This is a genomic window from Arthrobacter sp. KKT183 (assembly GCF_055657625.1).
The window spans coordinates 1,038,265-1,055,908 of sequence record NZ_CM145770.1 but is presented as its reverse complement, the minus strand read 5'-3'; the positions used below and the strand labels follow the sequence as shown (position 1 = coordinate 1,055,908).

12 protein-coding genes are annotated in these 17,644 nt (G+C 66.8%); 6 read left to right on the top strand and 6 right to left on the bottom strand.

The features are described from left to right. Positions 1–29: 29 nt before the first annotated feature. From ACZ2GY_RS05075 to ACZ2GY_RS05065, 3 genes are all read right to left on the bottom strand, one after another. Positions 30–746: a hypothetical protein gene (locus ACZ2GY_RS05075; protein WP_471673192.1), complete on the bottom strand. Its 717-nt coding sequence runs from the start codon at positions 744–746 to the stop codon at positions 30–32. Beyond that, on the bottom strand, positions 743–2,080 hold the full coding sequence (locus ACZ2GY_RS05070) for a serine/threonine-protein kinase (RefSeq protein WP_471673191.1): 1,338 nt from the start codon (positions 2,078–2,080) through the stop codon (positions 743–745). The genes ACZ2GY_RS05075 and ACZ2GY_RS05070 overlap by 4 nt, the downstream gene beginning before the upstream one ends. 143 nt (positions 2,081–2,223) lie before the next feature. Beyond that, positions 2,224–3,630 carry an MFS transporter gene (locus tag ACZ2GY_RS05065; protein WP_277359603.1) on the bottom strand — a complete coding sequence of 469 codons (1,407 nt, stop codon included), beginning with the start codon at positions 3,628–3,630 and terminating at the stop codon, positions 2,224–2,226. Positions 3,631–3,929: 299 nt separating this feature from the next. Between ACZ2GY_RS05065 and ACZ2GY_RS05060 the strand changes: the two genes are divergently transcribed. From ACZ2GY_RS05060 to ACZ2GY_RS05050, 3 genes are read left to right on the top strand one after another with little or no spacing between them, the layout of a single operon-like run. After that, entirely contained in the window at positions 3,930–5,333 is a 1,404-nt protein-coding gene (locus ACZ2GY_RS05060) for an MFS transporter (RefSeq protein WP_346028812.1), read from the top strand. A gap of 1 nt (position 5,334) precedes the next feature. Further along, positions 5,335–7,536: a molybdopterin oxidoreductase family protein gene (locus ACZ2GY_RS05055; protein ID WP_471673190.1), complete on the top strand. Its 2,202-nt coding sequence runs from the start codon at positions 5,335–5,337 to the stop codon at positions 7,534–7,536. Then, a complete protein-coding gene (locus tag ACZ2GY_RS05050; protein ID WP_471673189.1) occupies positions 7,533–9,113 on the top strand; it encodes an FAD-dependent oxidoreductase in 1,581 nt (526 codons plus the stop codon). The genes ACZ2GY_RS05055 and ACZ2GY_RS05050 overlap by 4 nt, the downstream gene beginning before the upstream one ends. A 115-nt stretch (positions 9,114–9,228) precedes the next feature. On the opposite strand, the gene ACZ2GY_RS05045 is transcribed toward ACZ2GY_RS05050, so the two are convergent. Both ACZ2GY_RS05045 and ACZ2GY_RS05040 read right to left on the bottom strand, forming a co-directional pair. Beyond that, positions 9,229–10,053, bottom strand: coding sequence for a DUF559 domain-containing protein (locus ACZ2GY_RS05045; protein ID WP_471673188.1), 825 nt, complete (start codon positions 10,051–10,053; stop codon positions 9,229–9,231). Between the two features lie 227 nt (positions 10,054–10,280). Next, positions 10,281–11,678, bottom strand: a complete 1,398-nt coding sequence (locus tag ACZ2GY_RS05040; RefSeq protein WP_471673187.1) for an NAD(P)H-quinone dehydrogenase — start codon at positions 11,676–11,678, stop codon at positions 10,281–10,283. A gap of 127 nt (positions 11,679–11,805) precedes the next feature. On the opposite strand from ACZ2GY_RS05040, the gene ACZ2GY_RS05035 reads away from it, so the two are divergent. Beyond that, positions 11,806–12,618 (top strand): purine-nucleoside phosphorylase, encoded by an 813-nt coding sequence (locus ACZ2GY_RS05035; protein WP_346028808.1) that lies wholly within the window; start codon positions 11,806–11,808, stop codon positions 12,616–12,618. A 2-nt stretch (positions 12,619–12,620) separates the two neighbouring features. Further along, the gene (locus ACZ2GY_RS05030; RefSeq protein WP_471673186.1) at positions 12,621–14,336 is read left to right on the top strand and encodes a phospho-sugar mutase; all 1,716 of its coding nucleotides are present in this window, start codon (positions 12,621–12,623) and stop codon (positions 14,334–14,336) included. Here the strand turns inward: ACZ2GY_RS05030 and nirD are convergent. After that, positions 14,333–14,701 carry a nitrite reductase small subunit NirD gene (nirD, locus tag ACZ2GY_RS05025; protein ID WP_277359900.1) on the bottom strand — a complete coding sequence of 123 codons (369 nt, stop codon included), beginning with the start codon at positions 14,699–14,701 and terminating at the stop codon, positions 14,333–14,335. The two genes, ACZ2GY_RS05030 and nirD, sit on opposite strands and share 4 nt — an antisense overlap. Positions 14,702–14,971: 270 nt before the next feature. Between nirD and nirB the strand changes: the two genes are divergently transcribed. Next, positions 14,972–17,626, top strand: a complete 2,655-nt coding sequence (gene nirB / locus ACZ2GY_RS05020) for a nitrite reductase large subunit NirB (protein ID WP_471673185.1) — start codon at positions 14,972–14,974, stop codon at positions 17,624–17,626. Positions 17,627–17,644 lie beyond the last annotated feature (18 nt).

The window sequence follows — 17,644 nt, the reverse complement described above, 5'->3', positions numbered from 1 at the left end:
GGTGACACAGAATCTCCCCCGGATCCCGGCTAGTCGTCGCTGCTACGGCCGCGGCCGCGGCCCTTGCCGCCGTCGTCGTCATCGTCGTCGTCGTTAGCGGCGTCGTTCGCATCATCATCGTCTGCGTCGTTCGCGGGGTCGGCGCCAACGGGGACCGGGACGCTCCGGTTACCCGCACCGCCGTTTGATGAGCTGCCGACGTCGAAACCGCTTCCCGAGGATCCGCTGCCCGAAGAATCCTGAGCGTCGCCCTCCGGCTCGCCCGCCTCCGGGGTGTCGGTGTTCACATTGGGGACCGGCTCGGGCGTTTCCGGCGATACGGGGGCCTGCTGAGGTTCCGGTGCCGCTGAAGGAGCAGGCTCGAGGGTTTTGACAGGTTCGGGCACGGCAGGCGGCGGCACGACCGGCACGGCCGGGCCGGCGAGGGGTTGCGGCAGGTCCGACGCTGCGGGCGCCGCACCGGAGCTCACCAGCCGGTCGATGAGCTGCTCGATCCGCTGCAGGATCATCACCGCTCGGTCACCGGAAATCTCCCCGTTGATTTGCGCAGTCCGCACCCTCGAGGCGAGGCCATGGGCAGCGGCTACGGCATCTGAGGTGTCCCCGCGGGCTGTGAGGACGGCAATCCCCTGCACTTCGGACTGCAGTTCCTGGGCAACGTCGGCCGCAATCGGTGGCGCAGAACACCCACTGAACGTGAGGAACGCGGACACGATCAGCGCGCTGAGACCGGCACGCAGGTTCACGGCTGGACGCTTTCATACAGGCTATCGAGCATTGCGCCTGTGCTGCCGGGCACAGTGGGCAGCGGAGTCGGCCCCGGCCCGGCATTGACGTCGAAGACAGTGAACAGGACGGCAAGCGTCAACCCCACCAACACGACGACGGCGGCCAGCGCACGGGCGCGCAGCCTCACCTTCGCTGCCGCTCGTCGGCGCGGAGGCTCAGGGCGGGATGCCGTCTCCACATCGAAAGACTCGAGCGTGCGGTGACCGGACGGCCGCTGCGCCGGACTCGGGGGCAAGCTCCGCGACGTGGTGGCCGCGGATCGATCTGCGGCTGGCACGGCGGCGGCCGATTCGGCGGGAGCAGGTTCGACGGTTCCTGGCTCGACTGTGCCTGACTCGACGAAGGCCGGCGCATCAGCGCCGTCGGTCGCGACAGCGACTTCGCTCCCGGCAGCGAAAGGCTGCGCCGTCGTCGTCGTCGTTTCTTCAGTACCCGTTCCGGCAGCGAGTCCGGCAGGAAATCCTGCGCCCACGGAAGGGACGTCGATGGCATCGAGGAGCCGCACCACCTCGGTTGCGGTGGGACGCTCAAGCGGATTATCCAACGTCATCCTGGTGAGCAGGCGGTGCCAGCCCTCCCCAAAGCACTCAGGGATCGCCGGCGGGCGGCTCAACCGGGCAAGCGCGCTCTCCAGTCCGGTGCCGGGGAAGGCCGGCTCGCCGGTGAGGCATTCGATCAGCAGGAGGCCGAGTGCGTAGATGTCGGTCGGGGTACCTACCCGGTCTCCGCGTGCCTGCTCCGGACTGAAGTAGGTTGCGGTGCCGATGAGGCTTCCCGTGGCGGTGACCCGGCTGCTCTCGAAGAACCGTGCGATGCCGAAGTCCGTGAGCAGAAAGCTGAACTTCCCGGAGGATGTCTCGCTGTAGCGGGTGAGGACGTTCGAGGGCTTGATGTCGCGATGCACTATGCCCTGGCCGTGGATGTACTCAAGGGTGCGGGCGATGTCCCGGCCGGCCGTCGTCGTGCTGTGGATCGGCAGTGCGCCATCCCTCAGGACTGCGCCGAGGTCCGGGCCCTTGATGTACTCCATGACGAGGTAGGACGGTTCCAGCCTGGCGCACTCGGCGTCCATGTCCAGGACGCGAACCAGGCCGGGGTGGTGGAGGGCGGCCAGCATGCGCGCCTCGCCGGACCCGCGCGCGACACCCTCAGCAGAACCGCGGCGGAACATCTTCACCGCAACATCCCGGTGCAGGCGGGTATCCCGTGCGCGGTAGACATCGGCCATGCCGCCGGCGCCGATCACGCGGTCGAGGACGTACCGTCCGCTCGCGAGCGTTTCCTGATTCATGCCAATTCGCTCCCGCTAGAGAAGGTAAGCCTGTGGATCATTCTGGCCGAGGCGCCCTGCGGAAAACTTGGGAAGTGAGCCCATGCAAAAGGCTCCCGTCCAACCCTTGCAGGTGAACGGGAGCCTTGAAATTGCGGTTCGGGTTAGGCGATGTTGTTCTCGTAGTCGTTGTCCCGGGTTTCACGGGTGAGCCACAGAGCAATGAAGGTCAGCACGGCGGCAGCGCTCAGGTAGAGGCCCACCAGGAACGTGCTGCCGTCCGCCGCCTGCCACAGCGCAATAGCAACGAACGACGCCGGTGCCGCCCCGATCACGCTGGACAGGTTGTAGGCCACCGCGGACCCGGTATAGCGAACGTTCGCGGGGAACAGTTCGGGCAGGATCGCGGCCATGGGTCCGAAGGTAAGGCCCATGAGGATGAAGCCGATGATCAGCAGCGCCATGGCGCCCATGGTTCCGGCACCGAAGAGCGGAACCCAGGTCAGGCCGAAGATTGCAATACCGGTAGTGACGGCCAGCAGCATACGACGGCGGCCGAACTTCTCCGCCAGCGGTCCGGACACGAGGGTGAAGATTCCGAAGAACACGACGCCGATGATCAGCATCCAGAGGAAGTCACCGCGGGCAATTCCAAGACCCGGCACAAAGGCGTCCGGGTTGAAGGGCTTGCCTGCCGCTTCCGCCGCTGCGGAAGCCGTTTCCACCGAGGCCGGCGAGGTGCCGAAGGTCAGCGTGAAGGAGGTCATCAGGTAGAACAGAACGTAGGTGGCGAACATGATGAACGTGCCGAGGAGCAGCGGACGCCACTGCTTCGTGAATACCGAGGCCAGCGGCAGCTTGACGACCTTGCCCTTGTCCAGCACCTGCTGGAATGAGTGGCTTTCGATCAGCTTCAGCCGGACGTACAGCCCAACAATGACGAGCACCGCGCTGGCGATGAACGGAACACGCCAGCCCCATGCCATGAACGCTTCGGGTGAGAGGGTGGCGTTGAGGACAACGAACAGCAGGTTGGCGAGGATGAAGCCGATCGGTGCGCCAAGCTGGGGGAACGTGCCGTAGACGGCCCGCTTGCCCTTGGGGGCGTTCTCCGTGGCGAGCAGCGCTGCGCCGCTCCATTCGCCGCCGAGTGCGAGGCCCTGGAGGAAACGCAGCAGGACGAGCAGGGCCGGGGCCAGGAAAATCCAGCCTGGGTTGTCCTTGGCAACCGGCAGGACACCGATGAGGAAGGTAGCAATACCCATCGTCAAAAGCGACGCCACCAGGGTGCCCTTGCGCCCGATCCGGTCCCCGAAGTGCCCGAAGAGGATGGACCCAAGCGGACGAGCAACAAAGGCAACGCCGAAGACCGCGAAGGACTGGAGCAGCGCATTGGCGGGGGTGGAGTCGGGGAAGAAGAGCGCCGGGAACACCAGCACCGACGCCGTGGCGTAGATGTAGAAGTCGTAGAACTCGATGGTGGTGCCGATGAGGCTGGCGAAGATAACGCGACCACGAGAGTTCAGGGGCTTTGTTGCCGCCGGCTCCACGGTCGAAGATGACGATGACATGGTTGCTTGCTTTCTCGAAGACGGCCGTCGAGGAAACCGAAAGCCGGAGTATTTGGTGCCTATCAATCTCATCACCGGAACCGAAGCGTGAGATAACCCGTCCACATAGTGGACATCTCGCCCCATCGGGAACTTTTGCGCACCTTCGGTGGATTCCGACGGCGTCGAAGTCACCGGAGCTGCGCAAATCTTCCCGTTCGCGGATAGCCGGATGTCACATCCCGTTTACACGCAGCGCCCAGAGTCGAAACGCGCCTTTCCTAGTGTGGCGGTACTGCTCCTTGAATGAAAGGTTCACCATGAGCGTTGACCGCGCAGTTTCCCCGGATATTCCGACGACGACGCCCGGCGGAGCGCTTGCTCAGCGTCCGGGCCTTGCTCAGCGTCCGGGCCGCTGGATCGACAACTGGAATCCTGAGGACGCCGAGCAATGGGAGTCCGGTGGAAAGGCGATTGCCCGCCGCAACCTGCAGTGGTCCATTGTCTGTGAGTTCCTCGGCTTTGTGGTGTGGCAGCTCTGGTCCATTGTGGTAATTTACCTGCCGGCTGCCGGCTTCAACTTCACCACCTCGCAGATCTTCTGGCTGATCTCGATGCCCAGCCTCGTCGGCGCTACCCTGCGTATTCCCTATACCTTCATGGTGCCGCGCTTCGGCGGCAGGAACTGGACGATCGTCTCGGCGCTCCTGCTGCTGATTCCATCGGTTGGCCTGGCGGTCGCGGTGGGCAATCCGGACACACCGTTCGGAGTACTCCTCGGCATTGCGGCGCTTGCCGGCTTTGGCGGCGGCAACTTCGCAAGCTCGATGGCGAACATCACCTTCTTCTACCCGGTCCGCGAAAAGGGCTGGGCGCTGGGACTGAATGCCGCGGGCGGGAACCTGGGCGCCGCCGTCGCGCAGTTGGTGGTTCCGCTGGTGATTGCAGCGGGTGCCGCCGCGACGCTCAACCTGCCGCTGGCGGGCTGGATCTGGGTGCCGCTGATTCTCGTTGCCGCGTTCGGCGCGTGGAAGTACATGGACAACCTGTCCAGCGCGAAGTCCGACCTCGCCGGCTCCCTCGCCGCCCTGCGCGAACCGCACCTGTGGATTATGGCGTTCCTGTATATCGGCACGTTCGGCTCATTCATCGGGTTCTCCGGAGTCTTTCCCAAGCTGATCCTCGATTCGTTCCCGGAGTTCTCCACCTTTGCGCTGGGGCCTGCCGCGCTGTCGCTGGCGTTCCTCGGTCCGCTGGTCGGCTCGCTCGCGCGGCCCTACGGCGGCCGGCTGGCTGACCGATGGGGCGGCGCGCGGATCACAGTCTGCGCGTTCGCCGTCATGGCCCTGACGGCGCTGGCCGTGGTGTGGACCCTACCGCTTGGGAACTTCTGGCTCTTCCTCGGCCTCTTCCTGGTGCTCTTCACCGCCGCCGGCGCCGGCAACGGCTCCACCTACCGCATGATCCCGGTAATCTTCGCGCTCCGCGGACGGTCGGACGCGGCCATGAGTACCGGGCGCAAAGCGGCAGCCGCGCTGGGCCTCATCTCCGCGATCGGTGCCTACGGCGGCTTCGTGATTCCGCAGGTCCTGAACGCTTCCAAGGGCGCAACCGGCACGTACGATGCCGCGTTCTACGGCTTCGTCTCCGCCTACGTCCTGATGCTCGCGGTGACGTGGTTTTTCTACCTGCGCCGCAGCACCTCGAGGGTGGGTCACGTCTAGCATGTGCAGTTCGTCAGGCGCCACCGCCACCCATTGCCCCTACTGCGCGCTGCAGTGCGCCATGACGCTGACTGTGTCCGGGCCGGGGGCCGCGTCTAGTTCGGCTTCGGCTTCGGTCGAAGTAAGCGGCCGGGACTTCCCCACCAACCAGAGCGGCCTGTGCCGGAAAGGCTGGAGCTCCGCCGAGCTGCTGAAGCACCCGGACCGCCTCCGCGAACCCCTGCTGAAGAACGACGACGGCGAGCACCACCCCATCTCCTGGGACCGTGCGCTGGGGCTCATCCGTGACCGTGTCCTTGCGACCCGCGCCCGGTACGGCGCCGATGCGGTGGGCGTCTTCGGCGGGGGCGGACTCACCAACGAGAAGGCCTACCTGCTCGGGAAGTTTGCACGCCTGGCTCTGGGTACCTCGCGGATCGACTACAACGGACGGTTCTGCATGTCCTCGGCGGCTGCCGCCGGCAATCGGGCGTTCGGTCTGGACCGAGGCCTACCGTTCCCGCTGACGGATCTCGGGACAGCGAGGACCATTTTGATGCTCGGCTCCAACACCGCAGACACGATGCCGCCGTTTGTGCAGCATCTGCAGGCCGCGCGGGATGCAGGCGGGCTGATCGTCGTTGACCCGCGCCGGTCCGCCACCGCCGAGCTCACCTCGGAAGGCCGCGGCCGGCACCTGCAGCCCGCACCGAAAACGGACCTCGCCCTGCTGCTCGGGATCACGCACGTGGTGATCATGGAGGGGCTGATCGATGAGCCGTATGTGCACCGTCGAACCAACGGGTACGACGACGTCGTGCGCAGCGTAGCCCCCTGGTGGCCCGAACGCGTTTCCTCGGTCACGGGCGTCCCGGCCCGGCTCATCCGCGAGACGGCACATCGGCTGGCGGAGCCCGGCGGCACGTACATCCTGACCGGACGCGGAGTCGAGCAGCATGCCAACGGCACCGACACCGCAACGGCCGCGATCAACCTCGCCCTACTGCTCGGCCTGCCGGGAACACCCGGAAACGGGTACGGCACCCTGACCGGGCAGGGCAACGGGCAGGGCGGACGCGAACACGGGCAGAAGGCGGATCAGCTTCCCGGGTACCGGAAGATCACCGACCCGGCAGCCCGGAAACACGTCGCCGGAGTCTGGGGAGTGCCGGAGTCTCTCATTCCAGGACCGGGACTTCCCGCCGTCGAACTCTTGGCGTCTCTTGGCCAGCCGGGCGGGGTGCGCTGCCTGTTTGTGCACGGCGCGAACGTGGCGGTATCGGCTCCGAACGCGTCGAGCGTGCTGATGGGCCTCCGCAGCCTCGACTTCCTGGTGGTGTGCGACTTCTTCCTTTCCGAAACCGCAGCGGAGGCGGACCTGGTGTTGCCGGTGCTGCAGTGGGCGGAGGAGGAAGGCACCATGACCAACATCGAGGGACGCATCCTGCGGCGCCGTGCAGCGGTGAGCCCTCCCCCGGGGGCACGCAGTGAGCTGTGGATTATGGCGCGGCTGGCGGAGTTGCTGGAGGCGCCGTCGTCGTTTCCTGATGACCCGGAAACGGTGTTCACCGAGCTGCGGGCTGCGAGCGCCGGGGGCCTCGCGGACTACTCCGGCGTGGACTACGCGATGCTCGATGCGGAACTGCATGATGCTGAACTGCACCGCGGGGAACTGCACGGCAGGGAACTGCACGACGGCGGCGCCGGCGCCTACTGGCCCTACCCGGCCGGTTCCAGCGGAACACCGCGACTCTTCCTCGACAGGTTCGCCCACGCGGACGGGAGGGCCGTGCTGCATCCGGTTGCGCCGTCGTCGTCTGCTCCTTTTGCCTCTGCTCCAGATGGCGTGCTCACGCTGATGACAGGGCGGTTGCTGGAGCATTATCAGTCCGGCGCGCAGACCCGGCGGGTGAGTGACCTCCACTCCACAAGCAGCGAGCAGGCGCTGCAGATCCACCCGGTAACGGCTGCGGGCCTCGGCATCCTGGACGGTGCGGAGGTTGAGGTCAGCAATGAGCGGGGAATCGTGCGTGCTGTCGCCCGGCTTTCTCCTGCCGTGCGGCCCGACTCCGTCTTCCTCTCCTTCCATTTCCCTGGGACGGGCAACGCGAATGTGCTGACGTCGTCGGAGACGGATCCGGTGTCCGGGATGCCCGAATTCAAGACCACGCAGGTATTGGTGCGGGTGCACCGGCCTGCGCAGAGTGAGGTGGTGGGGGTATGAGTTCCTCCGAGCGCGTTGTGGTGGTGGGATTCGGGCCCGTGGCGGCGCGTTTCATCGACGTCCTGGAGCCTTCCGTGGTTTCGGAAGCCGTGCAGTTGACCGTGATCGGATCCGAGGGTGACGCCGCGTATAACCGTGTGCTGGTCGCTGACGTCGGAGTGGGGCGGACTTCCCCTTCGGCGATCGGGCTGAGTGATGCTGACCGTCTCGCCTCGCTGGGGGCGGAGGTGCTGCTCGGAACCGGCGTACGGCGGATCGACCGGGCGCGGCGCCAGGTTCTGCTCGATGACGGCACCGTCCGTTCCTATGACCGACTGGTCCTCGCAACCGGAGCACGCCCGGTGATTCCGTACCTGGCCGGCTTGAATCCGGATCCCCTGCACCCTGCGTTGCCTGACGGCGTCACGGCACTGCGGGACCTGGCTGACGCGCGTGTGCTCCGCGCCGTCGTCGAGCGCCGGGGTGATGTGGCAATTCTGGGTGGCGGAATCCTCGGACTTGAGGCGGCGCTCGCCGCAGCTGAGGAGGGTGCGCGGGTGACCGTGGTGCACCACGGCGACTATCCGCTGGCGCGGAACATTGACGACGGCGGCGGGCTGGTTCTGGCGTCCGCGCTCCGTTCGCAGGGCGTGCGGCTGGTGTCCGGGGCGAAGGCCGTGGGTCTTGAGCAGTCGGGCGGTGGTGCCTTCACTGGCCTGCGGCTCGATGATGGCAGGTTGGTGTCCGGCGACCTGCTGGTGCTGTCCTGCGGAGTGCGGCCCCGGGTTGAGTTGGCCGAGGGCGCGGGGCTTCCGGTCTCGTCGGGCATCCTCGTGGACCACTCGCTGCGGGCGCATCATGACGAGCACGTTTATGCCATCGGAGATTGTGCCGAGGTCCGCTGTGCTTCTCCTTCCTGCGGGAACTGCTCGGGTAACACTGCGCCGTCCGGGCTGATCGGTCCGGGGTGGAAGCAGGCGGAGTGGTTGGCGGAGTCGTTCGCTGCGGATCTGGCTGGCAACGGGCACCTCGCGACTGGCGGCGGGCTGCGCGCGGCTGGCGCTTCTTCAGGCCCCCGCCGCTATGTGGAGGCGGCTCTCCCACCGGTTTTGATGTTGAAGGCTCGTGGCCTGGATGCCGTGGTGGCGGGTGACGTTTCTGCCAACCCGTGGGCCGCGCACGAGGACGGCACCGCCGTCGCGCTCTGGGCCGATCCGCAGCAGGGCAGTTACGCGAAAATGGTCACGCGAAACGGAGTGCTGCAGGGTCTGGTGTGTGTCGGAATGCCGCGTGCGGGGGCGGAGCTGGTGCTGCTGTTCGAGAGCGGTGCGGTGTTGCCGTCGGACCGGTCGAGCCTGCTGCGGCTGGATGGAGCGGAAGCGTCATCGTCGGCGTCGGCTTCGGTGACGGATCCCGCGTCCGTTGTCTGCCGGTGCGCGGGGGTGAGCCGGGGCAGCATCGAGCAGGCCGCCGTCGTCGGCTGTTCGAGTGTGGCGGAGGTGTCGGCGTCAACGCGGGCGGGCACGGGCTGCGGCGGCTGTCACGCGGACATCCGCACGATCATCGAGCAGCACTTCCAACAGCCCGCGTCCGTCTGACGCCCTGGCCCGGCCCACTTTCCCCGGGTACAAAGCCTCAAACCGCGTGTCCCGCCCTGACACGCCGCCAAAACAACGACGACGACGCCGGGACCTGGGGAATCCGGCCCGCCTTTCACCGGATTACCCGGCCGGAAAGCACAGCGCGTACCTGCTCGAGAACGGCTTCCTGGTTGAACATGATGTCCTCGTAGCTGTAGCGCAGTACGAGGTAGCCGCCGGCGATCGTAGTGTTGTTGCGATGCAGGTCGCGGCGCAGCGCCCTGCGGTCGGAATGGTAGGCAGCGCCGTCGACTTCCACCACCAGAAAACCCTCGAGCAGGAAGTCAACGCGGCCGACTCCGTTGATGGGCACCTGGGTTTCGACATGGAATCCGGCGTTGCGAAACAGGATTCTGGCAACGACCTCAAGCGCCGAGTCGGCGCAGCCTGTCACCAGCTCGAGTGCGGAACGAGCCTTTCCATTTCGGTCTCCCTGAAGTCGTTCAAGCAGGAAGGGCTTCACGGTGTCGCTCCGCCTGAGGGAAGACTCCACCATGACAGCAGCTTCCACCGGTGGAAGGCAATGCAGAGCATGAATCAGTACGTCGACCACTCCGACGAGCGGCAGGTACTCATGCGGGGGAACGGAGCGCTCACGATGGTTTGCGAAACCCCGTCCATGGCCATGCAGACAACTAAGGTGGAGGCGACTATGCGGGTTCAGTAGCCAGAGACCGTAGTGCCGCGAGGCCGATACGCAGGTCAGCAGCCCGTTGTTGATGAGCGCGGCCTTGAAATCGTCAGAGGCTCCGGGCAAAGCCAAGACCCCCTTCCGCAGCCGCATCATCTCACCGCGCGCCACGGCGTTTGCGATCTGCCGCTTACTCAACCCGCGGTCCCGAAGTGTCTGGGTTCGCGCTACCGACCCGACGCTCCGCAACAGCTCAACTGCATCCACGATCCCATGCTCACGTGCGCCCACGTCAGCCTGCGGAGGAACAACGACGATGTGAACAAAATGCCCGCATATCGCGGCTTGTGCAGGGACGGTCGACTCCCCGCAGGCGGGCCGGATCCCCCACCTACTGAGCCCCAACCCGCGTGTCGCACGACGACACGCCGCCAAAACAACGACGACGACGGGAGAACTTGGGGGATCCGGCCCGCGGGCGCGAATCAGACGGATCAGTGGACGTGCAGGCGGCGCGCGGCCTCCGAGATGGACCCGGTCAGCGACGGGTACACGGTGAACGTGTTGGCCACATCATCCACGTGCAGCTTCTTGGTGACGGCGAGCGCCAGCGGGAAGATCAACTCGGACGCACGCGGAGCAACCACAACGCCGCCGATCACCGTCCCCGAACCCTTCCGCGCAATGATCTTCACAAACCCGTCCTTGACGTTCAGCATCTTGGCGCGGGCGTTGGTGCTGAGTGAGAGCTTGAAGATGTCGCCCTGGTACTGGCCGGACTCGACGTCGGCTTCCGAAACACCCACGGAGGCGATTTCCGGCGCCGTGAAGATGTTGGAGGCGACGGTCTTGAGCTTGAGCGGCGACACCGCATCCCCCATCAGGTGCGCCATGGCGATCCGCCCCTGCATCGCCGCCACGGAGGCAAGCGCCAGGACGCCGGTGCAGTCACCCGATGCGTACACATTCGGCGCGGTGGTACGCGAGACGCCGTCCACCTTGATGTGCCCCGACTCGGTCACGGCAACGCCCGCTTCCTCGAGCCCGATCCCTGCGGTATTGGGAATGGCACCGACGGCAACGAGGCAGTGGCTGCCATCAACCGTTCGTCCGTCGGACAGCGTGACCCGGACGCCGTCCCCTACCCGCTCCACGCCCTCGGCGCGGGACTTCGACAGCACGGTCATCCCGCTGGACCGGAAGACGCCCTCCAGCACCTCGGCGGCGTCGGCGTCCTCACCAGGAAGCACGCGGTCACGGCTGGAAATGAGCGTCACTTCAGCGCCGAGACCGTGGTAAGCGGAAGCGAACTCCGCGCCGGTCACGCCTGAGCCGATCACGATCAGGTGTTCCGGAACCTCGGTGAGGTTATAGACCTGCTTCCAGTTGAAGATCCGCTCACCATCGGGAACAGCGGTGGGAAGCTCGCGCGGATGGGCGCCGAGGGCCAGGAGGATCGCGTCGGCCTCCACGATGCTGGTGCCGGCGTCCGTTTCAACTTCGAGCCGGTGGTTGTCCAGCAGCTTCCCGGTGCCGATGATGATGGTGACGCCGGCCCGCTCCAGCGCCGCCGAAATGTCCTTGGACTGGTCCACGGCCAGGTCAAGCAGCCGCTGGTTCACTTGGGTGAAGTCGGCGTACGCCGAGGAGGCATCAGCGAATTTCACGCCAAGGCTGTGGGCATTCGCCACGCGCGCCATGGTGTCCGCCGTGGCAATGAGTGTCTTGGAAGGAACGACGTCGGTGAGCACCGCTGAGCCGCCAAGCCCGTTCTGCTCAACGATGGTGACCTTCGCACCCAGCGAGGCAGCGACCATGGCCGCCTCATAGCCGCCCGGACCACCCCCGAGGATTGCGATACGGAGGGCGCTGAAATCCAGTTGACTCGTCACACCTGCCATTCTGTCCTATCAGGCACCAGCCCTCAAACAGCCCGACGGCGCCACGCACCCGCCCGAATCACCGCGCCGAAGCCCCGGACGGGTGGAACAACACGCGCTCGACCGGTAGGTTGGACCGGTGATTGACCAATCCTCGACGGACCCGTTTGCCCTTGCCCGCGATGCCGCGGACTACATTGCCCGCCAGACGTCGGTAGCGTCCCATGACATTGCCCTGGTGCTGGGTTCGGGCTGGGGTGAGGCCGCCGAGCTGATCGGCGAAACCACGCACACCCTGCAGGCGACGGACATTCCCGGCTTCGCCGCCCCCGCGGTCGAAGGCCACGTCGGCACCGTCCGCTCCATCCTCACGCCGGCCGGCAAGCGCGCGCTCGTACTCGGCGCCCGTACCCACTACTACGAGGGCCGCGGTGTCCGCGCAGTGGTCCACGGTGTCCGCACCGCCGCCGCCGCAGGCGCCAAGACCGTCGTCCTCACCAACGGCTGCGGCGGCCTGCAGGAACAGTGGACCCCCGGCACACCGGTGCTCATCAGGGACCACCTCAACCTCACGGCCGCCTCCCCGCTCGAGGGCGCCACGTTCGTGGACCTCACCGACCTCTACTCCCCACGCCTGCGCAACCTGGCCCGGGAAGTTGACCCCACCCTGGACGAGGGCGTCTACGCACAGTTCACCGGCCCGCACTACGAGACCCCCGCCGAGGTCCAGTACGCCAAGCGGATCGGCGCGGACCTCGTCGGCATGTCCACGGCACTCGAGGCCATCGCCGCCCGCCACGCAGGCATGGAGGTCTTCGGCATGTCCCTGGTCACCAACCTGGCCGCCGGCATCAGCCCCATCCCGCTCAGCCACGCCGAGGTTCTCGAAGCCGGGCAGGCAGCAGGCCCGCGAATCTCCCGGCTTCTCGCCGACATCATCGGCAGGCTCTAGACATGCAGCCATCCTCCACCGACCTCTTCACCGTTGCCCGCGAATGGGCCGCCCAGGACCCGGATCCCGAGACCCGTTCCGAGCTGGAAGACCTCCTCGCCCGAGCCCGGAACGACGACGACGCCGGCCAGGCCGCTGCCCTGCAGCAGCTTGAGGACGCCTTTAGCGGACCGCTGCTCTTCGGCACGGCCGGCCTGCGTGCCGCGCTGGGCCCCGGTCCCAACCGGATGAACCGGGTCGTCGTGCGCAGTGCCGCGGCGGGAGTGGCCGCCCACGCGCTCAACCTGGCGAAAGGCGCCTACGCGCCGCGCGCCGTCGTCGGCTTTGATGCACGCCGCAACTCGCGCATCTTCGCGGAGGAAACCGCAGCGATCTTCACTGCGGCCGGCCTCGAAACCTTCCTCATGCCCTCTGAACTGCCGACGCCGGTGCTCGCCTACGCGGTCCGTGCACTTGAGTGCGAGGTCGGTGTGATGGTGACGGCGAGCCACAACCCGCCGCAGGACAACGGGTACAAGGTGTACCTCGGCGGCCGTGCGGTGGAGGAGACTGCGCGCGGCGTGCAGATTGTCGCCCCGCATGACGCGCAGATCGCCGAGCAGATTGCAGCCGCTCGCGATATTCAACTGGCGCCGGGCTGGAACGTCCTCCCCGAAAGCATTGAGACGGATTACGTTGCTTCCGTTCTTGCCCTCGCGGACCGGGAGGCGTACCCGTCCCGCGACCTGTCGATCGTGCTCACGCCTCTACATGGAGTGGGCGGGCGGACCGCGCAGAGCGTCCTCGCCTCCGCCGGGTTCGACACCGTGCACGTCGTCGAGGAACAGGCAGAACCGGACCCCACGTTCCCCACGGTCGACTTCCCCAACCCGGAGGAGCCCGGTGCGCTCGACCTGGCGCTGGCCGCTGCGGCTGACCAGGACGCCGATCTTGTGCTGGCCAATGATCCCGACGCCGACCGCGTTGCCGCCGCGGCCAAGGACCCTGCGACAGGTGAATGGCGGATGCTGCGCGGGGATGAAACGGGCGCGCTGCTCGGCCTCCACGTGGCGGCCCGGCTCGCGGGCGATGCGAAGCACGGCGCCGTCTTCGCCAACTCGGTCGTCTCCTCGCGACTGCTCGGCAGGATCGCGGACGCCTCCGGCATCAGCCACGCCCAAACGCTCACGGGCTTCAAGTGGATCTCCCGCGTTCCGGACATCACCTACGGCTACGAGGAAGCACTCGGCTACTGCGTGGCACCGGAACTGGTACGGGACAAGGACGGCCTGTCCGCAGCCCTGCTGCTGGCCGAGTTCGCCGCTGCCTGCAAAGCCGAGGGCAAGACCCTCTTCGACATCCTCGACGAACTGGCACTCGTCCACGGGCTGCACGCCAGCGACCAACTGTCAGTACGGGTAGGCAGCCTGGGGCTGCTGGGAGCCATGATGAACCGCCTTCGCGAGGCGCCGCCGTCGTCGTTTGCGGGTTCAGATGTGGTGGTCGAGGAGGACCTGGCTGAAGGCGTCCATCTGCCGCCCACCGACGGGCTGCTCTACGTCACCCGGGACGACACCCGCGTGATCATCCGCCCCAGCGGCACCGAGCCCAAGCTCAAGTGCTACCTGGAGGTCATTGAACCGGTGGATTCCGCAGCAGAGGTAGCGGACGCGAAAGCAACAGCGCGGACCCGGCTCGATGCCGTGATCCGCGATGTTGAGGAAGCGCTAGGGCTCTAGACGAGCACTTCCACCATTCCGCTGATCACCCGCGTCGGGAAGCTTCGCAGGGCCGTCCCGGATCCCGCTGCGGGAACGCCGGAATCCAGGAAGTAGACCTCCTTGTGCAGGGGCGAGGTGATGGTGAACCTCTGCCCGCGTGAGCCGACAATTCCGCGTGCCATGACCTGTGAGCCGCTGACCGGGTCGCGGTGCGAAACGGCGAACACCGTCGCTGAATCCACCCGGAACAGCGCCACCTGACGGCCGTGGATCAGCGCAGCTTCTCCCCAGCACAGCTCGAGGTCCTCAAGCCGGCAGATGGGATACCAGGTGCCGTCCTCGAAAGCAGCGAGCGTCGGTGTGTGATCGAGTTGCAGAGTCATGAGTCTCCCCGTTCGGATTGTTTGATCAGTTGCGATTACTGGTCAACTGAGCCTGCATCCGACGCTACGAACGCCGCGTTACGCGCTCCCGCCCGAAGTGTTGCGGCTGCGTAAAACGCACCTCACCAAGCCGCCTGTCACCGGTGAGTGTGAAGTTAATCTTCGTTTACATAAGCGAAATCGCGGGGCAATTGGGCGTCCGTACGCTCGGTACCTAAGTGCGGCAACCGGCTGAGTTCGGAAGCTGCAAAGCGGCGAAAGGTACCCCTCATGAACTTCCAACAGATCCTCGTCGTCGGCGGCGGCCCGGCTGCCCACCGCTTCGTCGAGGCCATGGTCTCCCGTGGGCTGGACGGGTTCTGCGTCACCGTCCTCACCGAGGAGACCTGGCTGCCGTATGACCGCGTTGCCCTCAGCCAGGCACTGCTCGACGACGTCGACCTCACCCTCGGCGAGCCAACCATGTGGGACCACCCGGCCGTCACCCTCGCAACCGGCTCCCGTGCGGTGTCGCTGGACCGGGAAGCCCGCACGGTCACCACCGAGGCCGGCGAGGTGTACCCCTATGACCAACTGGTTCTCGCCACCGGCTCCAACGCTGCCCGGCTACCGCTTCCCGGCATGGAATCCGCGCATGTCTACCGAACGGTCGACGACGTCCGTACCCTCCGCGCGGAAGTCGCCCGCCTGACGGAGGAGTATGGGCGGACCATCGACGCCGTCGTCATCGGTGGCGGCCTGCTGGGCCTTGAAGCGGCGGGCGGCATGCAGTCCCTCGGCGCCAACGCCGCCGTCATCAACGGAGCCCCCTGGCTCATGAATACCCAGCTGGACCAGGGCGCCGGGCAGGCCCTCGACCGGCTGATCACCGCGAAGGGGCTCACCGTACACGGCGGCGTGTTCCCCGCCGGCTTTGTGCTTGAGGACGGTCGGATGACCGGGGTCGACATGGCCGACGGCCGCCGGATCCCGGCTGACCTCGTGGTCGTCGCGGTCGGTGTCCGCGCCCGCGATGAGCTCCCCCGGGACGCCGGAATGACCATGGGCCAGCGCGGCGGCGTGGTGATCGACGACGCCTGCGCCACCGAGGATCCGAGCATCTGGGCCATCGGCGAGGTGGCCTGCTTCGAGGGCATGTGCCTCGGCCTCGTGGCGCCGGCGAACACCATGGCGGAGATCGTCGCTGACCGGCTGCACGGCGGCACCGCAACCTTCCCCGGCTTTGACACCGCCACCAAGCTCAAGCTCTCCGGCGTGGAGGTTGCCAGCTTCGGTGACGCCTTCGCGAAGACCGAGCACAGCCTCGAAATCGTGTATGCGGATCCCGCTCGCGGCCTCTATCAGAAGCTCGTGGTCACCGATGATGCCAAGACCCTCCTCGGCGGCATTTTCGTGGGCGACGCCTCCCCCTACACGGCACTCCGCCCGCTGCTGGGACGGGAGCTCAGCGCCGAGCCGGGCGCCTACCTCTCCGCTGCCGTCGCAGGTGAGGCCCCGGACACCGAGCTGCCCGACGACGCCATTCTCTGCTCCTGCAACAACGTCTCCGCCGGCTCCATCCGCGATGCCGTCAACGGCTGCGGCACCTGCGAGGGCTCCGAACCGGTCCGCGAGCTCAGCCCGCTGAAGGGCTGCACCAAGGCCGGCACCGGCTGCGGTTCCTGCGTGCCGATGCTCAAGAAGCTCCTCGAGGGCGAGCTGACCAAGAGCGGCATCGAGGTCTCCAAGGCACTCTGCGAACACTTCACCATGTCACGCCCGGAGCTCTTCGAAGCCGTCCGCGTCCTGGAGCTCGACAGCTTCGAGGGCATCATCGAACGCTTCGGTGTCCCCGAATCAGGGCTCCTCGGCTGCGACATCTGCAAGCCCGTCATCGGCTCCATCCTCGCCTCGCAGCGCGCCGAATACGTGCTCGACGGCGGCCGCGGCATCCTGCAGGACACCAACGACCGCGCGCTGGCCAACATGCAGAAGAACGGCACCTACTCGGTGGTGCCGCGCATCCCGGGCGGCGAAATCACGCCGCAGAAGCTCGGCGTCATTGCCAAGGTGGCCCAGGACTTCAACCTGTACACGAAGATCACCGGCGGCCAGCGCATCGACCTGTTCGGTGCCCGGCTCGAGGAACTCCCCGAGATCTGGAAGATCCTCGTCGAGGCCGGCTTTGAGTCCGGCCAGGCGTACGGCAAGAGCCTGCGGACCGTGAAGTCCTGTGTCGGCTCGACGTGGTGCCGGTTCGGCGTCCAGGACTCGGTGGCCATGGCCATCAACCTGGAGCTGCGCTACCGGGGCCTGCGCAGCCCGCACAAGCTGAAGTTCGGCGTCTCGGGCTGCGCCCGCGAGTGTGCCGAGGCCCGCGGCAAGGATGTCGGCATCATCGCCACCTCGGACGGCTGGAACCTGTACGTCGGCGGCAACGGCGGCGCCACGCCGGCCCACGCGCAGCTGCTCGCCAAGGACCTCGACGACGACACCCTCATCCGCTACATCGACCGCTACCTCATGTACTACATCCGCACCGCCGACCGGCTGCAACGCACCGCGGCGTGGCAGGCAGAGCTCGACGGCGGCCTCAAGCACGTCGAAGACGTCATCATCCACGATTCCCTCGGCATCGCCGACGACCTCGAAACCGCCATGGCCCGCCACATCGACAACTACGAGGACGAGTGGGCCGCCACCCTCAAGGACCCCGAGCGCCTGCGCCGCTTCCGCTCCTTTGTCAACGCCCCGCATGAGAAGGACGACTGGATCGCCAATGTTCCCGAACGGGGCCAGATCCGACCCGCCACCGACGAGGAACGTGCAGCCGCGCAGGCCGGTACCGGGCCGGTGCTGCTGGGCGCCGGGATCCCGGTCCGCGCCGCACTGCCGCAGAGACCGGGGTCGCTGGAAGCAATGGAGACGCTGGAGGCAGCAGAATGAGCACCGCTGCTGGAATCA

Bases quoted from the DNA above. Each gene is read 5' to 3' on its own strand.
- ACZ2GY_RS05070 (WP_471673191.1), bottom strand. From the start codon at position 2,080: ATGAATCAGGAAACGCTCGCGAGCGGACGGTACGTCCTCGACCGCGTG.
- nirB (WP_471673185.1), top strand. From the start codon at position 14,972: ATGAACTTCCAACAGATCCTCGTCGTCGGCGGCGGCCCGGCTGCCCAC.
- ACZ2GY_RS05050 (WP_471673189.1), top strand. From the start codon at position 7,533: ATGAGTTCCTCCGAGCGCGTTGTGGTGGTGGGATTCGGGCCCGTGGCG.
- ACZ2GY_RS05055 (WP_471673190.1), top strand. From the start codon at position 5,335: ATGTGCAGTTCGTCAGGCGCCACCGCCACCCATTGCCCCTACTGCGCG.
- ACZ2GY_RS05060 (WP_346028812.1), top strand. From the start codon at position 3,930: ATGAGCGTTGACCGCGCAGTTTCCCCGGATATTCCGACGACGACGCCC.
- ACZ2GY_RS05065 (WP_277359603.1), bottom strand. From the start codon at position 3,630: ATGTCATCGTCATCTTCGACCGTGGAGCCGGCGGCAACAAAGCCCCTG.
- nirD (WP_277359900.1), bottom strand. From the start codon at position 14,701: ATGACTCTGCAACTCGATCACACACCGACGCTCGCTGCTTTCGAGGAC.
- ACZ2GY_RS05030 (WP_471673186.1), top strand. From the start codon at position 12,621: ATGCAGCCATCCTCCACCGACCTCTTCACCGTTGCCCGCGAATGGGCC.